15 protein-coding genes are annotated in these 23120 nt (G+C 50.4%); 5 read left to right on the top strand and 10 right to left on the bottom strand.

The window, feature by feature from the left end; translation table 11 throughout:
• Positions 1-15: 15 nt before the first annotated feature.
• From SE18_RS21795 to rpsF, 4 genes are all read right to left on the bottom strand, one after another.
• Entirely contained in the window at positions 16-1437 is a 1422-nt protein-coding gene (locus SE18_RS21795) for a peptidylprolyl isomerase (protein WP_054536585.1), read from the bottom strand.
• Between the two features lie 97 nt (positions 1438-1534).
• Complete coding sequence (gene rpsR, locus SE18_RS21790) at positions 1535-1795, bottom strand: 30S ribosomal protein S18 (protein WP_012192483.1); 261 nt, start codon at positions 1793-1795, stop codon at positions 1535-1537.
• Positions 1796-1835: 40 nt separating this feature from the next.
• A complete protein-coding gene (locus SE18_RS21785) occupies positions 1836-2333 on the bottom strand; it encodes a single-stranded DNA-binding protein (protein ID WP_054536584.1) in 498 nt (165 codons plus the stop codon).
• 19 nt (positions 2334-2352) lie between these two features.
• A complete protein-coding gene (rpsF, locus tag SE18_RS21780) occupies positions 2353-2658 on the bottom strand; it encodes a 30S ribosomal protein S6 (RefSeq protein ID WP_054536583.1) in 306 nt (101 codons plus the stop codon).
• 794 nt (positions 2659-3452) lie between these two features.
• On the opposite strand from rpsF, the gene SE18_RS21775 reads away from it, so the two are divergent.
• The 3 genes from SE18_RS21775 to SE18_RS21765 all read left to right on the top strand — a co-directional run bounded on the left by SE18_RS21775 (position 3453) and on the right by SE18_RS21765 (position 6928).
• Entirely contained in the window at positions 3453-4874 is a 1422-nt protein-coding gene (locus SE18_RS21775; RefSeq protein WP_054536582.1) for an aspartate ammonia-lyase, read from the top strand.
• A gap of 192 nt (positions 4875-5066) precedes the next feature.
• Complete coding sequence (locus SE18_RS21770) at positions 5067-6311, top strand: WGR domain-containing protein (RefSeq protein WP_160319539.1); 1245 nt, start codon at positions 5067-5069, stop codon at positions 6309-6311.
• Positions 6312-6334: 23 nt separating this feature from the next.
• Positions 6335-6928, top strand: coding sequence for a hypothetical protein (locus tag SE18_RS21765; RefSeq protein ID WP_054536580.1), 594 nt, complete (start codon positions 6335-6337; stop codon positions 6926-6928).
• A 351-nt stretch (positions 6929-7279) separates the two neighbouring features.
• Here SE18_RS21765 and alr read toward each other — a convergent pair whose 3' ends face one another.
• A complete protein-coding gene (gene alr, locus SE18_RS26945) occupies positions 7280-9835 on the bottom strand; it encodes an alanine racemase (protein WP_083470071.1) in 2556 nt (851 codons plus the stop codon).
• Positions 9836-10041: 206 nt separating this feature from the next.
• Between alr and SE18_RS21755 the strand changes: the two genes are divergently transcribed.
• Positions 10042-10254, top strand: a complete 213-nt coding sequence (locus SE18_RS21755; protein WP_054536579.1) for a helix-turn-helix domain-containing protein — start codon at positions 10042-10044, stop codon at positions 10252-10254.
• Between the two features lie 170 nt (positions 10255-10424).
• Here the strand turns inward: SE18_RS21755 and SE18_RS21750 are convergent, their stop codons facing one another.
• The 3 genes from SE18_RS21750 to SE18_RS27285 form a co-directional block, all read right to left on the bottom strand.
• Positions 10425-10664, bottom strand: a complete 240-nt coding sequence (locus SE18_RS21750) for a hypothetical protein (protein WP_054536578.1) — start codon at positions 10662-10664, stop codon at positions 10425-10427.
• Between the two features lie 84 nt (positions 10665-10748).
• Complete coding sequence (locus SE18_RS21745) at positions 10749-11201, bottom strand: DUF3800 domain-containing protein (protein ID WP_054536577.1); 453 nt, start codon at positions 11199-11201, stop codon at positions 10749-10751.
• A 121-nt stretch (positions 11202-11322) separates the two neighbouring features.
• Positions 11323-14805, bottom strand: coding sequence for an ATP cone domain-containing protein (locus SE18_RS27285; protein ID WP_152976718.1), 3483 nt, complete (start codon positions 14803-14805; stop codon positions 11323-11325).
• Between the two features lie 620 nt (positions 14806-15425).
• Between SE18_RS27285 and SE18_RS21730 the strand changes: the two genes are divergently transcribed.
• Positions 15426-17717 (top strand): sensor histidine kinase, encoded by a 2292-nt coding sequence (locus tag SE18_RS21730; RefSeq protein WP_054536576.1) that lies wholly within the window; start codon positions 15426-15428, stop codon positions 17715-17717.
• On the opposite strand, the gene SE18_RS21725 is transcribed toward SE18_RS21730, so the two are convergent.
• Both SE18_RS21725 and SE18_RS21720 read right to left on the bottom strand, forming a co-directional pair.
• The gene (locus SE18_RS21725) at positions 17714-22156 is read right to left on the bottom strand and encodes a GAF domain-containing protein (RefSeq protein WP_152976717.1); all 4443 of its coding nucleotides are present in this window, start codon (positions 22154-22156) and stop codon (positions 17714-17716) included. The two genes, SE18_RS21730 and SE18_RS21725, sit on opposite strands and share 4 nt — an antisense overlap.
• A 128-nt stretch (positions 22157-22284) precedes the next feature.
• Positions 22285-22968: a class II aldolase/adducin family protein gene (locus SE18_RS21720; protein ID WP_054536574.1), complete on the bottom strand. Its 684-nt coding sequence runs from the start codon at positions 22966-22968 to the stop codon at positions 22285-22287.
• Between the last annotated feature and the right edge of the window lie 152 nt (positions 22969-23120).

Raw genomic sequence — 23120 nt, 5'->3', positions numbered from 1 at the left:
TCTACCTGTTTTTGCTTATGGTGTTGGCGTTACGACCGTAGTTGGCGTCGCTTCGCTGGCTGTGGTTGCCGTTGGCGCAGCCGAATCCGTGGTTGGGGTCGCTTCGCTTGCTGGCGTTGCGGTTGCCGCAGCAGGATCGGTAGTTGGCTGCGGAATCGTGGTTGGAATTGGCTCAATTGTTGGTGGAACGGTGGTTGCGGTTGGTTCTGGGAAACGCTGAACATTGGCGGCAGCCCGTTTCTCCTCGATCCACTTCGTCACCGCTTCATCTCGCTTGGTTGCCAAATCGCTTTGGCTTGGGCGCAATTCGCGTTGATGCACCAACACAATGTGCCAGCCTTGGGCAGATTGATATGGCTCACCAATGACTCCAACCTGTTGGGTTGAAATTGGCTCAGTGATGCCTAAGGCTGCATATTCGGTCAGCGGTCGCATCCCAGTAGCTGGGTTATCAGTTGCATTATTGGTGGTATTCGCCAACTGCACATCAGTAAAGACTGCGGTGCTAGTCAACTGAGCAGCAACATCATCAATTTTGGTTTTGGCTTGGGCCCACTTGGTCGCGGTCAAGGGGTCGGTTGGCTCAGTAATCCCAGCGGTTACAAAAATTTGCTGGGCATCTGCATAAATTTCCTTGGTTGCCTGATCTTCGGTTACCAACTTCTCGCCCAGCTTTTCGCGGAGCAATTGCAGGCGTTCTTGATGCAACACAAAATCTTTGAAGGCATTGCGATCGAATGGCAAAGTAGCCAAGCCATAGCTTGAAGTTTCTTCAATAAATTCGCGCAACGTGCCAAAATAGGTGGTAATGGCCGAGTCAACCCGAGCGCTTGCTTCGCTCAAGGTTGGGGTTGGCGTTTGGGTTGGGGTCAACGAAGCGGTATCAGTCAAGCCATTCGTTGAGGTAACTGGGGCGACTGGGTTCATCACTTCGTTGGCAGGCGCAAATTTAGCAGCCAAACTTTGTTGCAATTCTTCGTCGCTCACCGTGATACCTTCAGCGGCAGCGTTGCTTTCAAGCACCTTATCGTTGATCAACTGATTGAGCACAGTATAATCAAGCGGGGCATTTTTATCTTTCAAGCCAGCAATATAATTGGTTACATCAGTTGCAAACTGCTCGGTGCCTTGCAATTGATATTGGGCATATTGCTGAATTTGCTGAGCCAAGTTAACTGCTTGTTGGGCTTGCATAATTTGGCGATATTGTTGATATTCAGCGTTGCTCACTTCAACCCCAGCAATATTTGCCACGGTTTTGTTGGGCACAATCACCTTTTGGATGACCAAGCCGATGCCAATTAACAACACAGCCAAGCCAACTGCGGCAGCGGCAATCAGCAATACCTGTGAGCTTTGCTTACGTTCTTGATCCCAGCGCGCTCGTTGCCGTTTGGTCATGGGCTTTGCGGGCTGCACGTTATCGTTCTTTGCCATAATCCTTGCCTACTCCAATGGGGGTAATCTAAAGTAAAGCAGGCACAGCGCGGATCTCGCGACTGTGCCTGAGCTTCGTTAAACCAACGACGCAGAATTAACCGCGGGTATTTTCTGAAACGAATGGCAACAGCGCTAAGTGACGGGCGCGTTTGATTGCAACATTCAATTTGCGTTGATATTTAGCACATGTGCCAGTGCGGCGGCGGGGCAAAATCTTGCCACGATCGGAGACCATGCGTTGCAAGCGTTTGATATCTTTGTAATCTGGCACAATACCTTCAGCCGTGAAGACACACACTTTGCGACGTGGTGTGTATTTGCGGCGACCTGCCGACTTACGGCGTTGATCTGACATGCGAACGGCTCCTTGTATGTTCTAGTAAGTGAATTTCAAATTAGAAAGGGATATCGTCATCGCCGATATCTGGCTCGTTGGTGTAGCCACCGCCATAGCTGCCGCCACGATTATAATCATTGGCGGAGTTATCGCGTGGCGGGCGGGAATTGCCGCCAGCTTGGTAGCCACCGCTACGCGCTTGGCCTTGGCCCTGTTGCTGATCACTGCGATCAAGGATGATCATATCGCTAGCAACCACTTCGGTGCGAAAGCGCTTTTGGCCGCTATCGTCATCCCACGAGCGGGTTTGCAGCCGACCCTCGATATAGACGCGGCTGCCTTTGGTCAGATACTGATTACAGATCTCGGCCAATTTGTTCCAGACCACGACCGAAAACCATTCGGTTTCATCGCGGGTCTCGCCATTGGGGTCTTTCCACTGACGACCAGCGGCGACAGTGAAGTTGGTCACGGGGGTTCCTTGCGGCGTAAAGCGCATTTCAGGATCTTTGCCCAAGCGACCAATAATCATCACTTTATTTAAATCTTTCGCCACGGTTTCCTCCCCGTTGGTTTTAGCGCTTGGTTTCGTCGCGGATCAACAAATAGCGCAAGATTTGTGGAGCCAATTTCAAGTGGCGTTCCACTTCGGTCACGCGATCAGCGTTCAAGCTGAAGTGGGTCAAGAAGTAAAAGCCTTCGGTGTAGTCGTCGATTGGGTAAGCCAATTTGCGACGGCCCCAAGGAGCGCCTTGTTCGGTGCTGGCAACTTCGCCGCCTTGAGCTTTGATGTAGCCTTGGATGGTCTCGATGGTCGTGTTGAGTTCTTCCTCGCCACCCAAATCAGGGCGCAGGACGGTCATCATTTCGTATGCACGCACGATGTTTTCACCTACATGAAACATTAAATGCCACCGTTTCATGGCACGGGGCCGCCAATATCCAATTGAGTTATATGCATGGAGTCAAGGTGTTGCCAAGGCAACAAGCACCCAAGGGTGCGGGGAGGGTTCGCATGGAACCACTCGAAGACTCCTTCCTTCGGGTTTGCCCCGTTTTGGCGTTGGGTTTGGTGGCCACAAGCCTACGGAGCAGAAAGGCCGCCGCAGTATAGCATAAAAGTTGCGCCTAAGCAACGAGAACATAGAACATAGAGCATAAGGATGAAGGATGAATTATGAGGGACGAAACTTAATTCAAAAGGCAAAAGGCAGAAATCAAAAGAACAGAGAACATAGGGGTTGGGGATCGGGGATCGGGAGCTGGGCTTTTGAAAAATAAGCATTCGTGTCATTCGTGCAATTCGTGGCTAAAAATAAAAGAACATAGAGCAAAGAACATAGAACATAATCCCAAAAATCTGTGGCTAAAAATAAAGGATGAAGGATGAATTATGAGGGATGAAGAGTATAGAACATAGGAGTTGAGGATCGGGGATCAGGGGACGGGGATTAGGCGATGGACTATTGAAAAATCGTCCTTCGTGATCTTCGTGTGCTTCGCGGTTCCCATCCTTCGTGCCCTTCGTGTCCTTCGTGGATCAAAACTCGCTCCCAATCCCCAACAGCTTCGTGGTTAAACCCGCCACTTTTGCTTGGCAAGTGTCGACCAGCATTGTGAAAAGCATCGCGTATAATAAGCACACTATTGATTCGAGCTTTCACGTGGAGGTTTTATGTCGGCTGAGTTTCGTGTGGAGAAAGATTCGCTCGGTGAGGTACAGGTGCCAGCGTGGGCATTGTATGGAGCACAGACTCAACGAGCAGTGCAGAATTTCCCAATCAGCGGCCTGAAACAGTATCCTGCATTCATTTGGTCAATGGCGACAATCAAAAAAGCTGCCGCCCTTGTCCACCAAGATTTGGGCTTGCTCGATGCCAACATGGCTGAAGCAATTGTGCAAGCAGCAGATGAAGTGATCGCTGGCAAATTGAACGATCACTTTGTGGTCGACCCCTTCCAAGCTGGCGCTGGCACATCGCACAACATGAATATCAACGAAGTGCTCTCAAATCGGGCCAACCAAATTTTGGGCTTCGACATTGATGATCCCAAAAAGCCAGTCAACCCCAACGATCACGTTAATATGGCCCAAAGCACCAACGACACCATCCCAACTGCCTTGCGATTGGGTGCCTTATGGCGCTTAGATGAGTTGGTCAACACGGTTTTGGGCTTGGCCGAAACCTTGGCTGCCAAAGGCCAAGAATTTGACCATGTGCTCAAATCTGGCCGCACCCACTTGCAAGATGCAGTGCCAGTGCGCTTGGGCCAAGAATTCAATGCCTATGCCAAGGCGATTCGCCTTGATGCCAAACGGATCGAAGCTGCTGGCGATCGCTTGCGCGAACTCGGCATCGGCGGCACGGCTACTGGTTCGGGCTTGAACGCGCACCCAGAGTATCACGCTCGTATGGTCACCAAATTAATGGGCTTAACCGGCATTGAATTGCGCACCTCAGACGATTTGTTTGAACGTATGCAAAGCATGGGCGACCAAGCCGATTTCTCAGGCTCAATGCGTGCCTTATGTGTTAGTCTGATTCGGATTGCCAACGACCTGCGTTTGTTGGCTTCTGGCCCAGCTACTGGCTTGGATGAAATTCGCTTGCCAGCAGTCCAGCCAGGTTCATCAATTATGCCTGGCAAAGTCAACCCAGTGTTGGCCGAAATGCTCAATCAAGCTTGTTTCCATGTAATGGGCAATGATCACGCTGTGACCTTGGCTGCTCAAGCTGGCCAATTGGAACTCAACGTGATGATGCCAATCATCGGCTATAACATCTTCCAAATGATGGATGTGCTGATCGGGGCAGTCAAAGCCTTTACCGAAAAGTGTGTCTTGGGCATTCAAGCCAACGAAGAAAAAGCCACTGGCTGGTTGGCCAAGAACGCCATTTTGGTGACGGCGCTCAACCCAACGATTGGCTATCTCAAAGGTGCTGAAGTTGCCAAAGAAGCCATGGCCAGCAACCGCACCATCCGCGAAGTGGTGGTTGAAAAAGGCTACCTGAGTGCAGAAGAAGCAGATAGCTTGCTCGACGTGCGGGCGATGACCGAAGGCGGTATCTTTGGCGGTGGCGGCGCTGGCGGCTAAACCGCAGCCCAAAATCAAATAGCGTTGAACCCTTGCTTGAATTGAGCAAGGGTTTTTTATTGCTGGCCGCAAGCATAAAACTGTGACTTTGTTTGACACAGCTGCTTGCTAAAGTAAGGCCAGCAAAACCAAGTGGCACAATGCACAGGTTTGAGCGTTAGACGATGGTTTGAGTATATGCGAGGTGCAATTGTGGGTACTGCAATCGGTGCGCCCCAAGGCGAACCAACCCAGCGCCGCAAGTTCCAGCTGACCAACCTAGATGGCAACAACAACAAATACTATCTGGTTGAAATGTGGCAGCTTGCAGCGAATGATGTTTTTTTTCGCGCCACCTATGGCCGAGTTGGCTCCGTCGCCCAAGTGGATGAGAGGGTGACGAACCACGAATGGATCGAGCGCAAAATTCGCGAAAAGGTCAAAAAAGGCTATCACGAGGTGGCCTTACACCGCCCAAGCGTTGTGGCAGCAGCGCCAGAGCCAGTTGTGACCTTGGCCGAGCCAATTCGCAAGGTGATTGATTATATTTTCGATGAGGCTGGCGAGGGTATTGCTTCGTACTTGGCAGTTGGCCTCGATGCAATTTCTGCTGAGCAAATTGAGCATGGCCGCAAGTTGCTCAGCCTCGCCCAATTGCAACATAGCACATGGCAACAAAGCCAAACACCAGCTAATTTGGCCTTGCTTAGCAACACAGTTCAGCATTTTTATAACACTGTGCCAACCAAATTACCCAGCAAGATCAAGCGCGAAACCGTGATCGAGAATTTTTGCAACGACTTCGACGAGCAAGAAACGCGTTTGCATCAATTAGAAGCAGCAATCGCCACCATGAGCGCCCAACAGCGCAATCCGCAGGTTTCACGCTACGAAATCTTGGGCGCTGAGCTTGATCTGCTGGCGCAGAACGATGATCGCTATCGCCACATTTGCGATTACGTGGATCGCACCAGCGTTCATGGCTATAAAGTGCGGGTCAACAGTATTTTTACGCTCAAGATTGGAGCCGAGCGCCGTAATTTCGAGCAAAATCAGCTTGGGCGTAGCAATACGCAATTGCTCTTCCACGGCACAGCGGGCCAAAATGTGCGCCACATCTTGCGCAGTGGCTTGGTTTGCCCACGCACGCCATCGAATGGCCGCATGTTTGGCCACGGGATTTATTTTGCCAATAAAGCCACCAAATCAACCAATTATTGCTCGGTGCGGCGCCGCAATCGCCCCATGTTTCTCTTTTTGGCCGATGTGGCGCTGGGCAATCCTTTCGTTGCGCCAACCGCCCAGAGCGATTTTCGGGCAGCGCCCAAGGGCTTTGATTCAGTTTGGGGCAAGGCTCAGCACACTACTGCTTGGGGTGGCAAATTGCAATACGATGAATTTATTGTCTATCAATCAGCCCAACAAAGCTTGCGCTATTTGGTGCTTTTCGACCGCTAGCTTATTAATTTTTGGAGGCTTGTATGCAACTTGGTGATTGGGTTGAATTTGAAATTATTGTCAGCAAACAATCAAAAGGCCCAGGCAGCAGCCCATCAACCCAAAATATGGGTCGGGTACGCCGTGGCATGGTGATTGGCGTGCGCAATGTCTATGATGTGGTTGGCGGCAATCCGCCCCAATTAGCCAACCCCCAGCCAGTCTTGATTGTGGCAGTATCGTTGCATCGCGCTTATCGGGTGTTTCCACACGATGCGACCCCAACCAGCCCACCAACACCACGCCGCAGTCGGCAACGGCGGGTCGCCTCGCCCTCAAACCAACCTGTGGCGCTAGGCAACGACGATGACGATTGGCACGCGGTCGATGATCAACAATTAAGTTTATTGATTGCCGAGCAAATTGGCACATGGATCACCGCAGGCCAAATGTTTACGGCTTACGACATTACAATGGCGCTACGCACCGCCAACCCACGCTTGATCATCAAGCACGATCGGGTACGGCCACTAGTGCATAGCGTGATGAATTCGGCGGTGGTCAGTGGCTTGTACGAACGCGAAAGCGCCTCGTTCAACGCCAACCAAGCTACGCGCTACTTGCCAATCGAAGCCTAATAAAAGGATGAAGTATGAGGGATGAGGGATGAAAGCCAGAACATAGAGCATAGAGCATAGAACATAGGATTTGGGGATTGGGGAGCGGAAATGTAACTCTGCGCCGCTGCGTTAAACGAACAGGCATTTAACGCAGCGGCGCAGAGCTTTTTTAGTATGGAGGCTAAACGAAAGAACATAGAACATAAGGAGTGATTATAGGCTACAGGCTCTTGGCTAGCGGAAGATCGGTGGGCTTTCCCGCCAATCGTTCATCCAAAAGCCAAAAGCCCAGCGCCTCTAGCCATTCGTGCTCTGCGCCGCTACGTTAAAACCTGACCCCTGAATCCTTATCCCTGACCCCTCATTTATTTAGCGCTCGGCAAAATGCTCAACAGGCTCACGTGGCACGCGTGGCAAAATTGCCGAAACCACTTCATAGGCGTTCGTGCCCAACCACTCAGCCACTTCTTCGGCGCGAATCCGATCAGCGCCCTGTTGACCAATCAGCACTACCTGATCGCCACGCTGCACGTGCTCCAGCTCGGTTACATCGATCATGGCGTAATCCATACACACCCGACCAACGACTGGCGCTCGTTGGCCATGAATCAGCACTTCGCGCCACGGCTGAGGCGCACGCCGAAAACCGTCGGCATAGCCAACCGGAATCGTCGCAATCTGCGAAGCGCGCTTGGTAACGAAGGTGCAGCCATAGGAAATTGGGCTGCCAGCCGCCAGTTGGCGCACTTGAGCGACTTCGGTCTGAAACTCCAAAACTGGTTGTAAGCCCAAACGCACATCGCTGCTTGGGTCGATGCCATACAAGCCAATGCCTGCCCGCACCATGTCGTAGCGCGCGCTGTGATGGGCCATCGCCGCAGCACTATTGGCGGCGTGTACAACTGGCGGGCGTAATCCACGCTCAATTAATTGATCAAGCACATGCTGAAAACGCTGTTGTTGCAATTCAAAAAAGCTAGGATCAGCTTCATCGGCATTGGCAAAATGGGTGAAAATACCCACAACTTCAATGCCCGCCAAGCCATTCAGCCATGCGATAAAATCCACAGCTTGCTCGATTGCCAAACCAAGCCGCGCCATGCCAGTATCAATTTTGACATGAACTTGGGCTTTCATCCCCAAGGCTAGGGCTTGTTCATGCAACGATTGAGCAACATGGCGATCAAACAGCGCCACGCTAATCCGATTGAGCAGCACTTCGCGCATTTGCCATGCAGGCGTATAACCCAAAATCAAAATCGGCGCCGCAATATCTGCTTGACGCAAATGCAAGGCTTCGCCCAAGGTTGCCACCGCCAACTCGCTTGCACCATGCAACAGCACAGTGCGCGCCGAACGCACTGCGCCATGGCCGTAGGCATCGGCTTTGAGCACCGCCATCACAGGCACACCAGCTGCTTGGCGAATCGCCTGCACATTCGCGGCCAAGGCATCAAGATCAATCCGCACGGTCGTTGGCCGATCGGGCAGGCCAATCCGCACGTTACGCCAAACATGTTCTTGCCGCACCAAGACGTGGCGCGGATCGCTGGTTGGCGCTAATAAGCCAGCTACCACATGTTCCATGCGTGCTTCGGCAGCCCCCTTGACCAGCACCAAATCGCCTGCGCCAAGATCGCTCGGTACTGCGGCAAGTGCCGCCGCAGCACTATGCACGCTGATGGTGTTAATCTGATAACCGCTGGTTAAGCTCGCTTCACGTGCTCGATTGGCCGCGAGCGCTGCTTGGTCGCCTTTGGTAATTAACAAATCAACATGCTCGGCGGCGATTTGGCCCACTTGTTGATGAAAATGAGGACTGGCAGAGCCCAATTCAGCCATATCGCCCAGAATTGCAATCCGGCGGCGGGCTGGCAACGAACCAAGGGTTTGTAGCGCAGCATAGACCGATTCAGGGGCTGCATTAAACGTATCATCAATAATTGTTGCGCCATTGCGACCCGCCAACGGGTTGAAACGGCCATGAGCTGGGGCTAAATCGGCTAGGGCTGCCTTCATTTCGGCCAAACTCAAGCCCGCAATAACGCCAACCGCAATTGCAAACGTAGCCGCTTGGACACTTGGCACGCCACTTGCTGAAAGTTGAATACGTTCAGGGGCATGTTCAGGTATGTGGATAGTAAAACTGGTTGTCTGAACGGTGCTGGTCACATCGCTCCAACGAATTTCGCACGCTGCATTCTGCCCAACTCGCAGAAGGCGAGCGTGCGTTTGTTCAGCCATCACAGCCACAAGGGGATCATCGCCATTCAAGATTGCGTAACCGTGGGCGGGTAACTGTTGAATAATCGCGGCCTTTTCGTGGGCAATTGCGGCTTGCGAGCCAAAGGCCCCAAAATGTGCCGAACCAACATTGGTGACAATGCCAATCTCGGGGGGAAACAGCTGACAGAGCTGGCGAATTTCGCCTGGATGATCGGCCCCAAACTCCAAAACTGCCCATTGCTGAGCCTCAAGCTCGGCCATCGTTACCGACAAACCTAAATCGGCATTGAACGAGCGCGGGCTACGCAGCACTGCATAACGGCTCGCCAACACCTGGGCAACCGCCCGTTTGGTCGAGGTTTTGCCAACACTGCCAGTAATCGCTACCGTGCGCGGCGCGTGTTTGGCAAACTGAGCTTTGGCCCAACGCTGTAACAAGCCCAACGGATCGTCACAGGTCAAGACACTTATTGATGCAGGAATGACGCTTGGTGCATATTGGCAGACAATTCCCGTAGCACCAGCGGCAATTGCATCGCGAATAAATCCATGGCCATCAGCCCGCGCTGTTTGCAGCGCAATAAATAAATCACCAGTTCGGGCGAGACGCGAGTCATAGGCCCAACCTGACCATTGTATTTGGTCGCCAGCCTGCACTAGCTGCGCTCTGGCGGCAATTAAATCCATAACGTGAATCATGAAATTCCTACTCAACATACAACCCAACCGAGTTGGTTGGGCCAGCGATCTCCAGCCACGTATCCCACATGGCTTCCCTACTTATGGGGATGCATTATAGCCAAAATTGGCGACTTTCGTCCTATCAGGATATGTGCATAGCGCCAAGTAGAACGGTTGTATAATCGCAGTGTGTGTTGGTATTTTATCTCGTGGAGGGATGTTTTATGCAACGGATTCGAGTAGTGCTACGCGAAGTGGCGCAACAAAAGGGTTTCAACATCACATCACTAGCCGACGCAGCCAAAGTCAACCCCGAAACGGTTCGCAAACTATGGCACGATGAATCGAAGCGCATCGACCGCGAGAACCTTGAGAAAATCGCGAATGCGCTCCAAGTTAGCCCGCTGATGCTTCTCTCAGTCGGAAGTAAAGACTAAGAAACAATGAAGGTCGGGATAACCCGACCTTCATTGTTTCTAGTAGTAGAATATTCAACACATTTCATTGACAGCGAGGGGTAGCCATGCTATGATCGCAGTATCGAAAAAATTTGCTCCATTATATGCGAAAGTCGGCTCCATGCCGTGCGCTCGGTAAACGAGCCTAGCTATAATGGAGCAATTTTATTTAACTCAAAACTATTTTTTCGATCATAAAATTTTTCACGTTCTCTTGCTTTTGTATCGTATAAATCGAAAATGAGGCTAATTTTTGAACGAACAATATCAATATACCGAATTTCACGATAGATAAATGCGCGCTGAACAGCCCAATTCATATAATCAATGATTGAGAGACATGGTTCAGCACTAGGAATTTGGGCATAGATCTGGCGTTGATTATGCATAATTCGATTATTTTTCTGCTCAAACCTTGTAACTGCTTCATTGATCGCAGTATTCAGTGGCTCTTGGCGAGTACTAGAACCACGCTAAGAAAAATAAATATGATTTGTATGATGCAGATGCAAATTATTTTGAAATAAGACGCTCACAAGATGATGATAAAATTGGGTTTCTTTGGCTTGAAAATTATTCCTAAAAACTTTTTCTACCTTCCGCGCAACCACAAACTGGGCACTAAATTCCATCGTCGCAATTTCTTCGAAAAAGCTATCGCGAATTTGGGCCACATCATTCTTTGCATGCAGTGCCTTCTTGGTTTTAGCCAATGATGGAATCTGCTGATATTCAGGCTTATTCACAACAGACTGCTGAAATTGCTGAACATGGCTGCGCAAGCGTGCTGGATTAGCGGTTTTAATAAAGCCAAGGATTAATATTTTTGAGCATCCTTGTTCACCAACAATCAAGTTACCACGTTTATCGTAAAAAGTCGGATCACCAGATTCATCCACGAAAAAATAACAATCATTTGCTTTCATTTCGTCCATCCTCGTAATTCGATCGTTTACCATCATTGCTAAAGTTGCGGGCTGAACAAGCTATAGTTGTAACCCATAGTCATTCAGCTCGCAAAAAATTCAATTCAGTAGAATATTCAGCTTAAAGGAAATCGATTTCGCACGCACCTGACATACAGGCCAATTCTTGCGCCGCCGTGGTCAAATCTTCTTCTTCGTAGCGATAGACTTTCGAGAAGTCGATTGGCGGGAATTCTGCCGCCAGTTTTTCGTATTCTTCGCGGCCAATCTCCACATACGGCATTTGGGCATAATTGGCATCAAACGATGGTAAGAAGGCCATCCCACCAATCACCTCGCGGTTTTCCCAAATCCACTTCATCACTTCCATCACTTCATCGGGCTTGTAGGTAATCGTCACCGATGGATTGTGCTCAGTCCAATTGAGTTTGTTTTGCAACCAATAGTTACATTGCTCAATCGCCCCACGGCTGTTGCGGGTAATCGCATTTTCTGGCGCTTTGACTGGGAAGTGCACAACCCAGGTTGTTGCATCATCACGGGTTTGACCATTTTCAGGGTCCATCGGCACGCCAGCATCGCGCAACACTTTGTAAATTGGCGAGTGCGTACTGACCCGCACGTTGCGAATGTAGTATGGAGCCCAGCGTGAGTGCAAGCCTGAAGCACAATCCAGCAGTTGGCTGCTGTTGCCGCTTGGCTTGACACAGGTGATCGATACCGATTGATTGATGCCCAACTTTTCGGCATACTCGCGATTGACTTCAATTGCAATTTCGAGCAAACGGCGCTGCACTTCTGGATCTTGGGCCACGGTGCTATCCATTTGGCCAGTGATGTCTACGCCGAGCAAGCGTTCTTCTTGGCAATTTTCCGACCATTGAGGCCGCAAGCCTGGGAAGTGGGTAGCCATCGATTGGATTGTACCGATAATCGTGGCAACTTCGACTTTTTCGCGCAATGTTTCAAAGGTATCGTCGGCACGGGCAACCGCTGCCGTCAAATTACAAAACTGGTAAGGCCGCAGAATGATCTCTCCGCATGGATTCGTGCCAAATTCGGCGGGCTTGCGGCGGGCTGGGCGCATATCGATCGCGCTTTGGCGATTGAAAATGCCAGGTTCGCCGCGTCCGGATTTCACCATCGTCAAGACTTGCTCGATAATTTCGAGTTGGGTCAAGCCACGGGCTGGCCAAACTGCTGAGTTGTTGGCGTTCCAGCGTTGGCTATTTTCGCGGTCGAAATCGCCATCTTTGGCAGTCAGCATATCGTGATCATCATAATCGAACAGACTGATCATTGCTGTGTTATGAACGAGATAGCCGCCTTCAGCAACAAACATACTTCCATCACGAACTTCAATATCATAGGTATGTGCATCACCACCATTACGGAGTTCTTTGATTGAAACTGGTACATAATGGGTAGCATCAACCATAGCAGTTAGAGTTGCGCTATTCATATTAGCGTCACGACCACTTGGCCAAACTCGTGAATACTCTTTATAGGCAACATCACGTTTAACCATCCAGCCAGGAACGGTATATCCAGCTTGTTTACCATGACGAGGAATCCATTCACCGCATGAATGTTCACCCAGAATGACAATAGCCTTTTGTAAGGCTAAGGCATCTTTGATACTCACAACCCACTGTGCATTCCAACCTTGTTCTGTTTCAGGCCGTCGCATACGAATTTCTGAAACAATACCAAGTGTAGCCAAAAGTTTAACCACGTCACGAGCAAAATTTTCATAGATAGTTGCAACAATTGTTACAGGCCTATCCGAGTAGCATCCATCACCATCCATAATGCCAGCAATAAATGCAGCTCTTGTTGCCTGTGAACTACGCCACAATACCTCTGGAATTACTAACTCTTGTTTAGCTTGTTTATACTGATGCATCCATCGAGCGATTTGGCGATTCCCAGAACGGATGGATATCCAGTTACCATCTTGGTGAACAATCCTGGCAGTAATTCCGTGATCTTCCATCCATGCCGTTATTCTATCGATTTGTTCAGTTTCGTTGATATGACAAGCAATGGCAAACTCTGTGTTTCCACCTTTACCTTTTTCATTATGTTCAGTAAGCGCAACATATCCATCTGCAAAGAACTTACCTAAAAACCATGCAGTTTCTGTATTAAGCGTTGGTTGTAAAATAATCGATCCACTATTATCAGCATCTCGTTTTGTTGGTAATGGCAACAATTCTTGATCTTCACCATCAATAGGATTCGTTATAAATAACAAACGATCATCTTCATTTAATTCACTGGCATACTTAAATTCATATCCACCACGGACATCTTTAAGTACTGCAACTCGATGATGAGGAGTACACCGGAAAATTGTGCCTGATTCGGTAACAATTTCAAGAATTCCTTGCCGTCCTTGATCGACCCATCCGGTTACTTTTTTATAACCATCCGATGTCATCACTTCATCATTAGTCGTTACTTGCTCAATTGGAATCGCACCTCGTTTGGTGTGAACTCGTGTACCAGCAGGTAAACAGCGTCTCACGCCACCACTGACCGCTGCATTACCAACCGAGCACATAATGTCGTGAGCATCGATTGAGCGCAGGAACGAGCCTTGGCGTGCCAAAACCCGTGAGCGGGCAAAATCGAGCATCTGGCGGAACGGCTCAGGCCCTGAAGCACGGCCACCTTTGATCCGCAATGGTGCGCCAGCAGGCCGCAATTGCGAAAGATCAAAGCTAACATCGTTGCCATCGAACCAGGTTTGCAAGCCAAAGCGTAGTGCATCGGCCCAACCCTCAGCTGAATCTTCGACTACATATTGGGTGGCAGGCGCGCCCGATTGACGCTTGATGCGGGGGAATTGCTCGATGTATTTGTGTTCGACCGAGAAGCCCACGCCACAGCCGCTCATCGAAATAATCAAGGCTTCGACAAACGAATCGATGCTATCGACTGGTAAATATGAGCAGTTGTAAATGGCAATATTATTGCGGCGAGCAGCCGGCCCAGCCATCGCCAACAAGCGCATCGACGGCATGGCGCGCATTTCGAGAATGGCTTGGCGCACGCGGTTGTAATCGGCATCAGCAAGCTTATTGTCAGAAATCTCGCGCAAGAAATTCACCGAGCGATCGACGGTTTCGATCCAAGTTTCGCGGCGGCCCAAATCGTAATCGAAGCGCGAATATTTATCGAAGAATTGGAATTTCTGCAACGGCGAGGGAAAGTATTGGTCTGATTCGGCAAAGGCATGGCGAATCGCTTCAGGCACAGGTCGTTGTTCACGCTTTTTGGCATGTTCGGCGCGATAGAGAATATAGCTCTTGGCGGCATCAAACTCGCCAGCAGCTTGCAACATCACCTCGACTGTATCTTGCACAGCTTCGACGGTTGGCGTAGTGGTATATTTGGCAGCCAAAATATTGACCACCCGTTGGGCCAATTCGCCAACGGTGATATGTGGTTGACGGCCTAAACCAGCAAAACAGCGGGTTAGGGCACGTTCAATTCGGGCTACATCAAATGCCACTTCACGACCATCACGCTTAATAATGGTGGCAGGCGGCGTTACTTGGCGGTCATCGAGCGGGGTCAAGGTGACCTGTTCCGTCATAACCAAGTCCTTTCAAACATCCAAAATAAAGACAACAAAAAATTAAGGGTGCAATCAATAAATGATTGTGCCCATTGATAGCAGGATTTAAATGAGCTTTAACGCAGAGGCGCAGAGCAATCCATTTATTCGGTTGCATTGGGGCAACCACGAGTATCGAGCGAGTAAGCCTTCCCATTAAAAAACAGCAAGCAGAGATTTGGATGCTCTTGCTTACTGTACACACTCAAAAAAAGATGCGTTACGCTTGGTAATGCCACACAAAATCAGTTATAACCTGTGCTTCGTTGAAAGCAGTGAAGGGTTCTGCAATCCAATATATAGTATGTCTTTTTAGCTGTCAACACTACATCTAGTAATTTTTATGGAAAGTGGCCTAAAAAAACGAGTTACAATCGTTGGCTATTTAGCAGATTCTAACGGTGCAAAACTTGCTTATCCACACGCTATGAACAGTGGCTAAACGCATTTTAATGAAGATTAGAAAATCCTAAATTGGCCAAAATCACGCTTAAAGGTTAAACCAAAGGCGACATTTGAACGATCATCATGTAACGGTAATGTACGTTCTAGCGGGTTTGGCTCTATAATGGGCTAGGGACTTTATACAAGGTATTTTTATGGCGCACGCAAGCAAGCCAAAACCAACAATTGCCTGGAGTTTGATCGGCGGGCTGGCGTTAGGCCCAATTCTGCTGATTATCCTGCGGCTGTTTCCTGCGCTCGATCTGCGGGTTCAATCGCCAGCTGGCCATTTTTGGATCGTCACAATTGCCCTGTTAATCGGTTTAGGCATGATTGGTTTGATGATTCGGGCAGCCTTAGTGCGCCGCGATGGTCGGGCATTAATGCTTGGCTTAGGCTTTTTGGCCATGTCGCTGATGTTTTTGGTGCATGCGATCGCCACGCCCGGGGTGATGTTTAGCAATACCTCGGTTGCAACCCAATGGTCGACGCCCTTGGCGCTCTTCGTGGCCTCGATCATTTTTGCCTTGAGCATGAGCCAACGGCTGGCAGAAGGCCTAATTCGTTCGTGGCAACGCTGGATGCTGTTTGGCTTTGGGCTGTGGATCGCGTATGCGCTCTTGATGATGGCCTATATTCCGAGCACCATTACTGCGCCAGCGCCAACCACCCAGCCAACCCAGCTTAGCGCCGACACAGCGCCTGTGCCAGTTACAACGCCACAACCAATCAGCAACGCTAGCCAGCATTCATTGCATAACGAAATGCGCAGCCTTGCGCCAAACGTCTTTCCGTTTATCGTTTGGCTTACGGTGGCCTTGTTTGGTTGGACGGCTTGGTTTTATGGCAAGCAATGGCGAGCCAACCCAACCTTGCCCTTAGCAACGTTTATCATTGCGGCGATTCTGTTGGCCGAAACAGCCTTGGCTGCCTTGTATGGCGAGCTATGGCAATTATCATTTTGGAGCTATCATGTGCTGTTGCTCGCGGCGATTGGCACCATTACCTATGGCGTGATTCGCGGCGTGGAGCGCACTGGCTCGTTGACCAGCGCCGTCGAGGGCCTGTTGCTCAAAAGCACGTTGCAACGCCAACAAGCAGGCTTTCAGAACGCCATGAGCCAATTGCTGAATGCCTTTGAAGCAGGCGACCGCAGCACCAGCCCAAGTTTGCGCCGCGAACTCAGCCAACAATTTGCCTTGGCCGAAGATCAACTCGACCTCTTGCAGCAAGCAGTCGGCTTGGTGGCCCAAGATCGCGAGCAAAGCCGCCGTTTGCAAGCCTTGGTCGATATTAGCTATACCGTGACGCTCGAATTAGAAGCAGATGCTTTGATCAGTCGCGTGGTTGCCAGCTTGGCCAATATGCTGCAACCAGCCTTGGCCGCAGTTGGCTTGCTTGATACAGAGCATTTGCAGATTCAAGCTCAACATTATTTGATCAAAGGCGAGCCATCGCACCAAGCCTTGAGCCTGCCGCTTAGCGCCTTCCCAATGGAATGGCTGACCGTTACCGATTTACCCTATATAAGCGCGCTTACCGGCCCACTCAAGCCCTTAGCAGTCAATCAACAACCAGCCTACTTGATTCCATTACAACACCGCACCCAGTTGATTGGGATTTTGTTCTTACAACTCAATGCTGATCAACAGATTGATGCTCGCAGCGAAGGCGTGTTGCAATCGGTTGCGGCGCACCTTGCCAACGGTATTATCAATAGCCGCTTGTATAGCGCCTTGCAAACCGAGCACCAACAATTGCAACGCAGCGAGCAATTGCGCGAACAAATGAATCAGATGGTTGTCCACGATCTCAAAAATCCGCTGACCGTGATCATCAATTATCTTGATTTGCTGCGGCGCCAAAACTTGCCAGAAAGCCAACGCGAGTTGGTCGAGGGTGCACGGCGCTCATCGCGCACCTTGGTTGGCTTGGTTTCCGATTTATTGGATACTGCACGCTTGCAAGAAGGCCATATGAGCATCAACCGCGAACATGTGCCAATCGCCCCACTCCTGAATAATGTGGCCAACGAGCTGCGTTCGTGGGCTGAGCAAGAAGCCAAAGTTATTTCAATTCAGGCAGATGCAGAGCTATATGCGACGATCGATGGCGATTTGATGCGGCGGGTTTTGAGCAATCTGCTTTCAAACGCCATCAAGCATACGCCAATTCAAACTGAAATTAAATTAATTGCCTATCAAACAGCTGGAACCATTAATTTCCAAGTGATTGATAATGGGCCTGGCATTCCTGAGGCCTTGCAAGACTCGCTGTTTGATCGTTTTACGACGCTGAGCGAGCAGCAATATGCCCGCCAACGCAGCACAGGCTTAGGCTTATATTTCTGTAAATTAGCGGTCGAAGCTCACGAGGGCACAATTGGGGTGGTCAGTAATCCAGAATCAGGCACGACCTTTACCATCAGCATGCCAGACCATAATTAAGCGCCAGCAACTTTAAGCGCCACTAGCGTAATATCGTCGTGTTGTGGATGATCACCGATAAATTGATTAATTTCGTTAATTACCAAATCAACCCATTCAGCGCTAGTTAGGCTATGATTGTGGTGGCGCAGCAACTCCTCGAAGCGCTCAAAGCCCCACATATCACCACTGTTATTCTTCGATTCAACTACGCCATCGGTGTAGAACAAGACCATATCGTTTGGCTCAAGCTGATAGCTGGCGGTTTCGTAGGGCGTGTTAGCCATAATTCCCAGGGGAAAGTGCGGGCCGGGCGCAGTTGCATAGACCAAATCGCCATTCGCCCGTCGAATAATTGGATCAAGCTGGCCTGCATTCGCCAAGGCCAACGTATTATCAGCAATATCGAAGGTCGCATAGGCCAAGGCCACAAAGGTATGCCGTGGAATATCCATTGTGACCCAGCGATTGGTTTCTTGCATGACGATTTGTGGTGTTTCGTGATCCCATGCTTCCGAGCGCACAATCGAACGCGCCACCGCCATCAACATCGCGCCTGGAATGCTCTTGCCCGAAGCATCGCCGACCATCAAGGCCCAACGGCCATCACGCAACTCGGTCACCTCGTAGAAATCGCCGCCAGTTTCGCGGGCTGGCAAACAGACGGCTGCCAACTCGACGCCTTGGGCCATAGGCAAACTGCGCGGAAACAAGTTGCTCTGAATTTGGCGCGCAATCTCTAATTCTTGCTCAACCCGCGTCACCGATTCTTGATAGAGCCGAGCATGCTCTAGCGCAGTTGCTGCTTGGTTGGCAAAAGTCATGGCCAATTCGGTATCGCCTTGGGTAAAAGCATTGGGCTGCAACGAATTAATATTCAGCACGCCCAGCACAACCCCTTTGCTAATCAAGGGTACGCCAATCCACGAGCGCACAACGCTGGGCATCGGCGAGCGCGTCCATTGCGGATCGCTAACCGTATCAGGAACCACCAACGGCTTGCCGCTCAGCATCACCCGGCCTGCACCACTCGTCAGATCAAGAGGGAAGGTCAATTCGCGCCATTCAACCGCTAATTGCTCATCTTGGGCTTGACGGGCGACAATCCGCAGTAAATTATTCGATGGCAACATCACCGAGGTCGAATCGAAGGTAATCACTTTGCGCAACTCGCGCAAAATCAAATCGAGTACTTCATCGGGATTGAACGTCGTGTTGAGCACGCGGGCAATTTCGCGCATGGTTTCGGCGGTGCGGTGGGCAGTTTGTTCAGCAGCATACAAACGGGCATTGCGCACGCTCAAGGCCAACTGACGGCCAACATTAAACAAAAATTGCTCATCGCTTGGCCCAAACGCCGCTGGCCGCGTTGCCCGCACTGCCAGCACGCCCAAAGGTTGGGCCGAAGCAATCAGCGGCACGCTCAGCCACGAGTGCATAAAACCAGAGTTGGTCGGAATTGGCGGCTCGACTAAATCGGGGTGCAACGCCCAATCGCGATAAATATCGTTCATGCGCAGCGGCTTGACATGCAGATACGTCCAGCGGGTCAGCGAGCCTTCAGGCAAGGGATGGCCGATTACCGCCGTTTGAACTTCGTGGCCTTCTTCGAGCACCACTGCCGTTTCAACCCGATCGGCGCTGCCAATCACCACTTGGAAGGCATCGGCATTGAGGAAACTGCGCAACACCAGATCCAACGAACGCAGCATTTCATACAAATCGAGGGTCGAGGTGACCAATTGCGTGATCCGTTGTTGAGCATCAAGCTCGGCTAATTGGCGCTCGCGTTGCGCAAACGAACGGGCATTTTGAATTGCCAAGCCCAATTGATGCGCCACCTGCAACATAAATTGCTCGTCGCTCTCGCTGAAATGGCTGGCATTCAACGATTGGGTCGTGATTGCGCCGAGCACCTCGCCACGGTGGTTGATCAACGGCGTGCCAAGCCATGACAAGGCCACCTCATCGTTAACCTGCACGGTTTTCAATTCAGGATAGAGGGTGGGAATATCAGTGATGGTGTTGTTGAAGCGCAGCGCCTTGGCATTGCGCAAAATCCAGGCTGTGGGTGTATTTTTGGGCAGCGATGTCCCAATCATCGAGCCATAATCAAGCAACTCACCCCGCTCAACCACACACAAATCTTCAATGACATAGGTTTTGGGATTATTTAATAAGATATAAAAGCCATCGATGTTGAGAAACGACGTCAACAATGGGTTCAGTCCACGGAACATCTCGTGAATATCCATGGTGCGGTTGAGCAATTCGCCAACCAATTTGAGCGTATTCAACTCGTTTAATTGGCGTTCGCGTTGGGCAAATAAGCGCGCATTTTGAATCGCCAAGGTCAGCTGTTGACCAAGCTGCGCCATAAATTGCTCATCACGGGTGCTAAATACATTGGCCTGAAAACTTTGGATCGCAATCAGCCCAATCACGTTGGTGGTTTGGTCGTTCAGCGGCACGCCGAGCCATGCCTTGGTACGCTCAGAGGAAATTCGCACATTATTATCTTCAGCCGCAACCTCGGTTGCGGTTTCCTGCGAAATATCACCAAAACGCAATGGCTTGCGGGTATGCAATACTTCCCACGTTGGCGTGTGCTCTGGTGGAATTAACCCAATCATCCAACGAAAATCGCCCTCGCCCTCACGATTCAAAGCATACACTGCCTCGACCATGTGAGTTTTTGGCTGATTCAACATCACAAAAAAACCATCGATATGCAAAAACTCAGTTAATACTGCATCAATCGCCCGCAGCATGGCCTCAATTTCAAGCGTTGAGCCAAGCAAACTGCTGATGCGTTGCAAGGCGTTGAGTTCGGCCAATTGGCGTTCGCGCTGCTGATAGAGCTGCACGTTCAACACATGCAAACTGACTTGGCTCGCCACCGATTGCAGAAAAAAGCGGTCGCGGTCGCTGAAGGCATAGGGCTGATAATTCTGTATCGCAATTACGCCCAAAGGCCGACGATTGGCATCGAGCATCGGCACGCCCAGCCAGCTTTCCGACGGCGCGCCTTTGATCGTGCGGCGAATAATCGTCGGATAATGGCGAATATCACGCGAAACATGGCGCAAAAATAATGGCTCACATTTGCTCAGCACCCAATCGGTAAATGAGCCTTTGCGCGGCATCGCCTCTTCGCTCAGATAGGTCGCTTCGTTATCGTCCTCAATCGCAATGCTATCAGTTAATAATTGGCGTTCGGGATCGTAAATCGCCATATAAAACACATCGACTGGCAAAAACGAGCGAATCGCATCATTTAATTGATGCAGCAAGGTTGAGAGATTGAGTGCGCGTACCGTTGCGGCGCTAATCGCGCTCAGCGCCTCTAATTCGGCAATTTGGCGGCGTTGCTGCGCCAGAATATTGCCATGCTCTAGGGCCAAAGCCAATTGATTGCTGACCACTTGGAGCAATTCAACTTCTTCGGTTTTGAAATCCCGTTGCTCGGTTTGGCCAACCAAGAGCACGCCAATCACGGTTTCATGGCGGCGCAATGGGATGGCAAGCGTGGTAGCAAGGTGGTTGAGTTGGGCCATTTGCCAATATTTGGATTGGCTCTGATGATCAACAATTGCGCTATTGCTGCTAATTGCAATTCCAAAAATCGAATCCAGCGCCATAAACGATTCGGGCAAGCTACCGTTGGGCAAACCACGTTGCACAATCGGCTGCAACTCGTTGCCATTGAGCGAACAGACCACGCCAGCATTGAGATGCATCAATTCCAGCATAAAATCGAGCGCCAGCCCAAACATCTCGGTTAATGGCAGCTGCTGGGTTAGCATCGCGGCAATATCGCTGATCACGAATAAATCGGCGTTGCGCAACTCGATTTGGTGCTCTAACGAGCCAGTTAATTCAGCTTGGCGATGCGAAAGCAGCGCATTTTCCAGCGCCACCGCCATCGAGTTAGCAATCCGCGTCAGCAGATCAAGATCAGCCTCGTCGAATGCGCCAACCGTATAGCTTTGGAGCGAAATCACGCCCAGTGCCGAGGTGCCAATTACCAAAGGCACGCCCATCCAGCCGCGCGAGAGCTTATCGCTGCCAAATTGCAACAGTCGGGGCAAGCCAATCGATTCGCGCTCAATCGTCAGGTCGCGAAACAACAACGGCTGGCGCTGGTGAATCAAATAGCCAGTCAGCGGGCCAATCGGGTCGTGTTCGCTAAACTCAATCACCCCTTCATCAACCAACATAGCAATGCGATAGGCGCTATCGTCATATTGGTCGGAAAGGGCGATAAAACAGGCGTCAAACTGCCAAACTGTCTGCAATTCCTGGTAGATAGTGCGCAACAACTCAAACGAATCCTGTTGCCCACGACAAGCAAGCCCAATGCGATAGAGCGCATCGAGAGCACGTTGGGTTTGATGGCGTTCAGCCTCAAGGGCTTCCACCCGACTTTTGAGCGTGGGTTTACGAGTACGTTGGGTCATAAGCAGAACCGCAGCAGTTTTACCAGCGCAAACATAGCACAAAATAGCATGCAGATCAACCAACTCCAAGAGCAAACATAGTACCAACAGCCTAATCTGTTTGGGGGCACGTGGGCTAGCCCAAGCGGTTAAGCTTCAGGCAACAACGGCTCAGCCTTGGGGTTACCTCCGCGAGCACGCCGCACTGCCAACAGATCGGCCACATGTTCAGCAGCTAAGGGTTGCAAGCGCCCCATACTGAGGGCAGTGGAGATAATTGTGGCAGCTTGTTCAACTTGCTCAGTCCGATGGAAGGCTTTGGTTAAGCTGCTAGCAACGGTCAACGAGCCATGATGATCCAACACCAACGCATCGTGATCACGAATAAACGGCTTAATCGCCTCGCCCAAGGCTGCCGTGCCAGTCCGCGCATAGGGCACAGTTGGAATTTTGCCCAAAGTCAGAATAATATCTTCTAACAATGGTTGGGTCAGCTCGATGCCAGCAATACTACAGGCAATAGTACATGGCGGATGGGCGTGGACACAGGCGTGCACATCGGGGCGTTCAGCATAAACTGCCAAATGCATCAACAATTCGCTCGATGGTAAGGGGGTCTGTGGGTCAAGCGGGACACCTTGGCGATCGACGATAATTAAATCGGCTGGTTGGAGCAAGCCTTTGCAATACCCCGTTGGGGTGGTTAAAATTCGTTGCTCATCGAGCAAAACTGAATAATTGCCACTATACGAAGGAGTCCAGCCGCGTTCATAGAGCCAGCGGCCAATTTGCACCATTTCGTGGCGATACTGCTGTTCTTGATCAAAATTCATCCGAAAAATCCCCTCAAAGGTGGATAAAAGCCTGCTATATCACCTGATATGGCAACTCAATCCTCACCCGTACTAGCCAAAAAATAGGAAAACATAACTAATAAAAGCCAAAAATTCAGTTCAGGAACTCTTGCAAGAACGCGTATAATGGC

This window comes from Herpetosiphon geysericola, assembly GCF_001306135.1.
In the GTDB taxonomy this organism is placed as follows: domain Bacteria; phylum Chloroflexota; class Chloroflexia; order Chloroflexales; family Herpetosiphonaceae; genus Herpetosiphon; species Herpetosiphon geysericola.
Note: the sequence above shows the minus strand (reverse complement) of the source record. Positions and strands in the feature narration are given on the sequence as shown.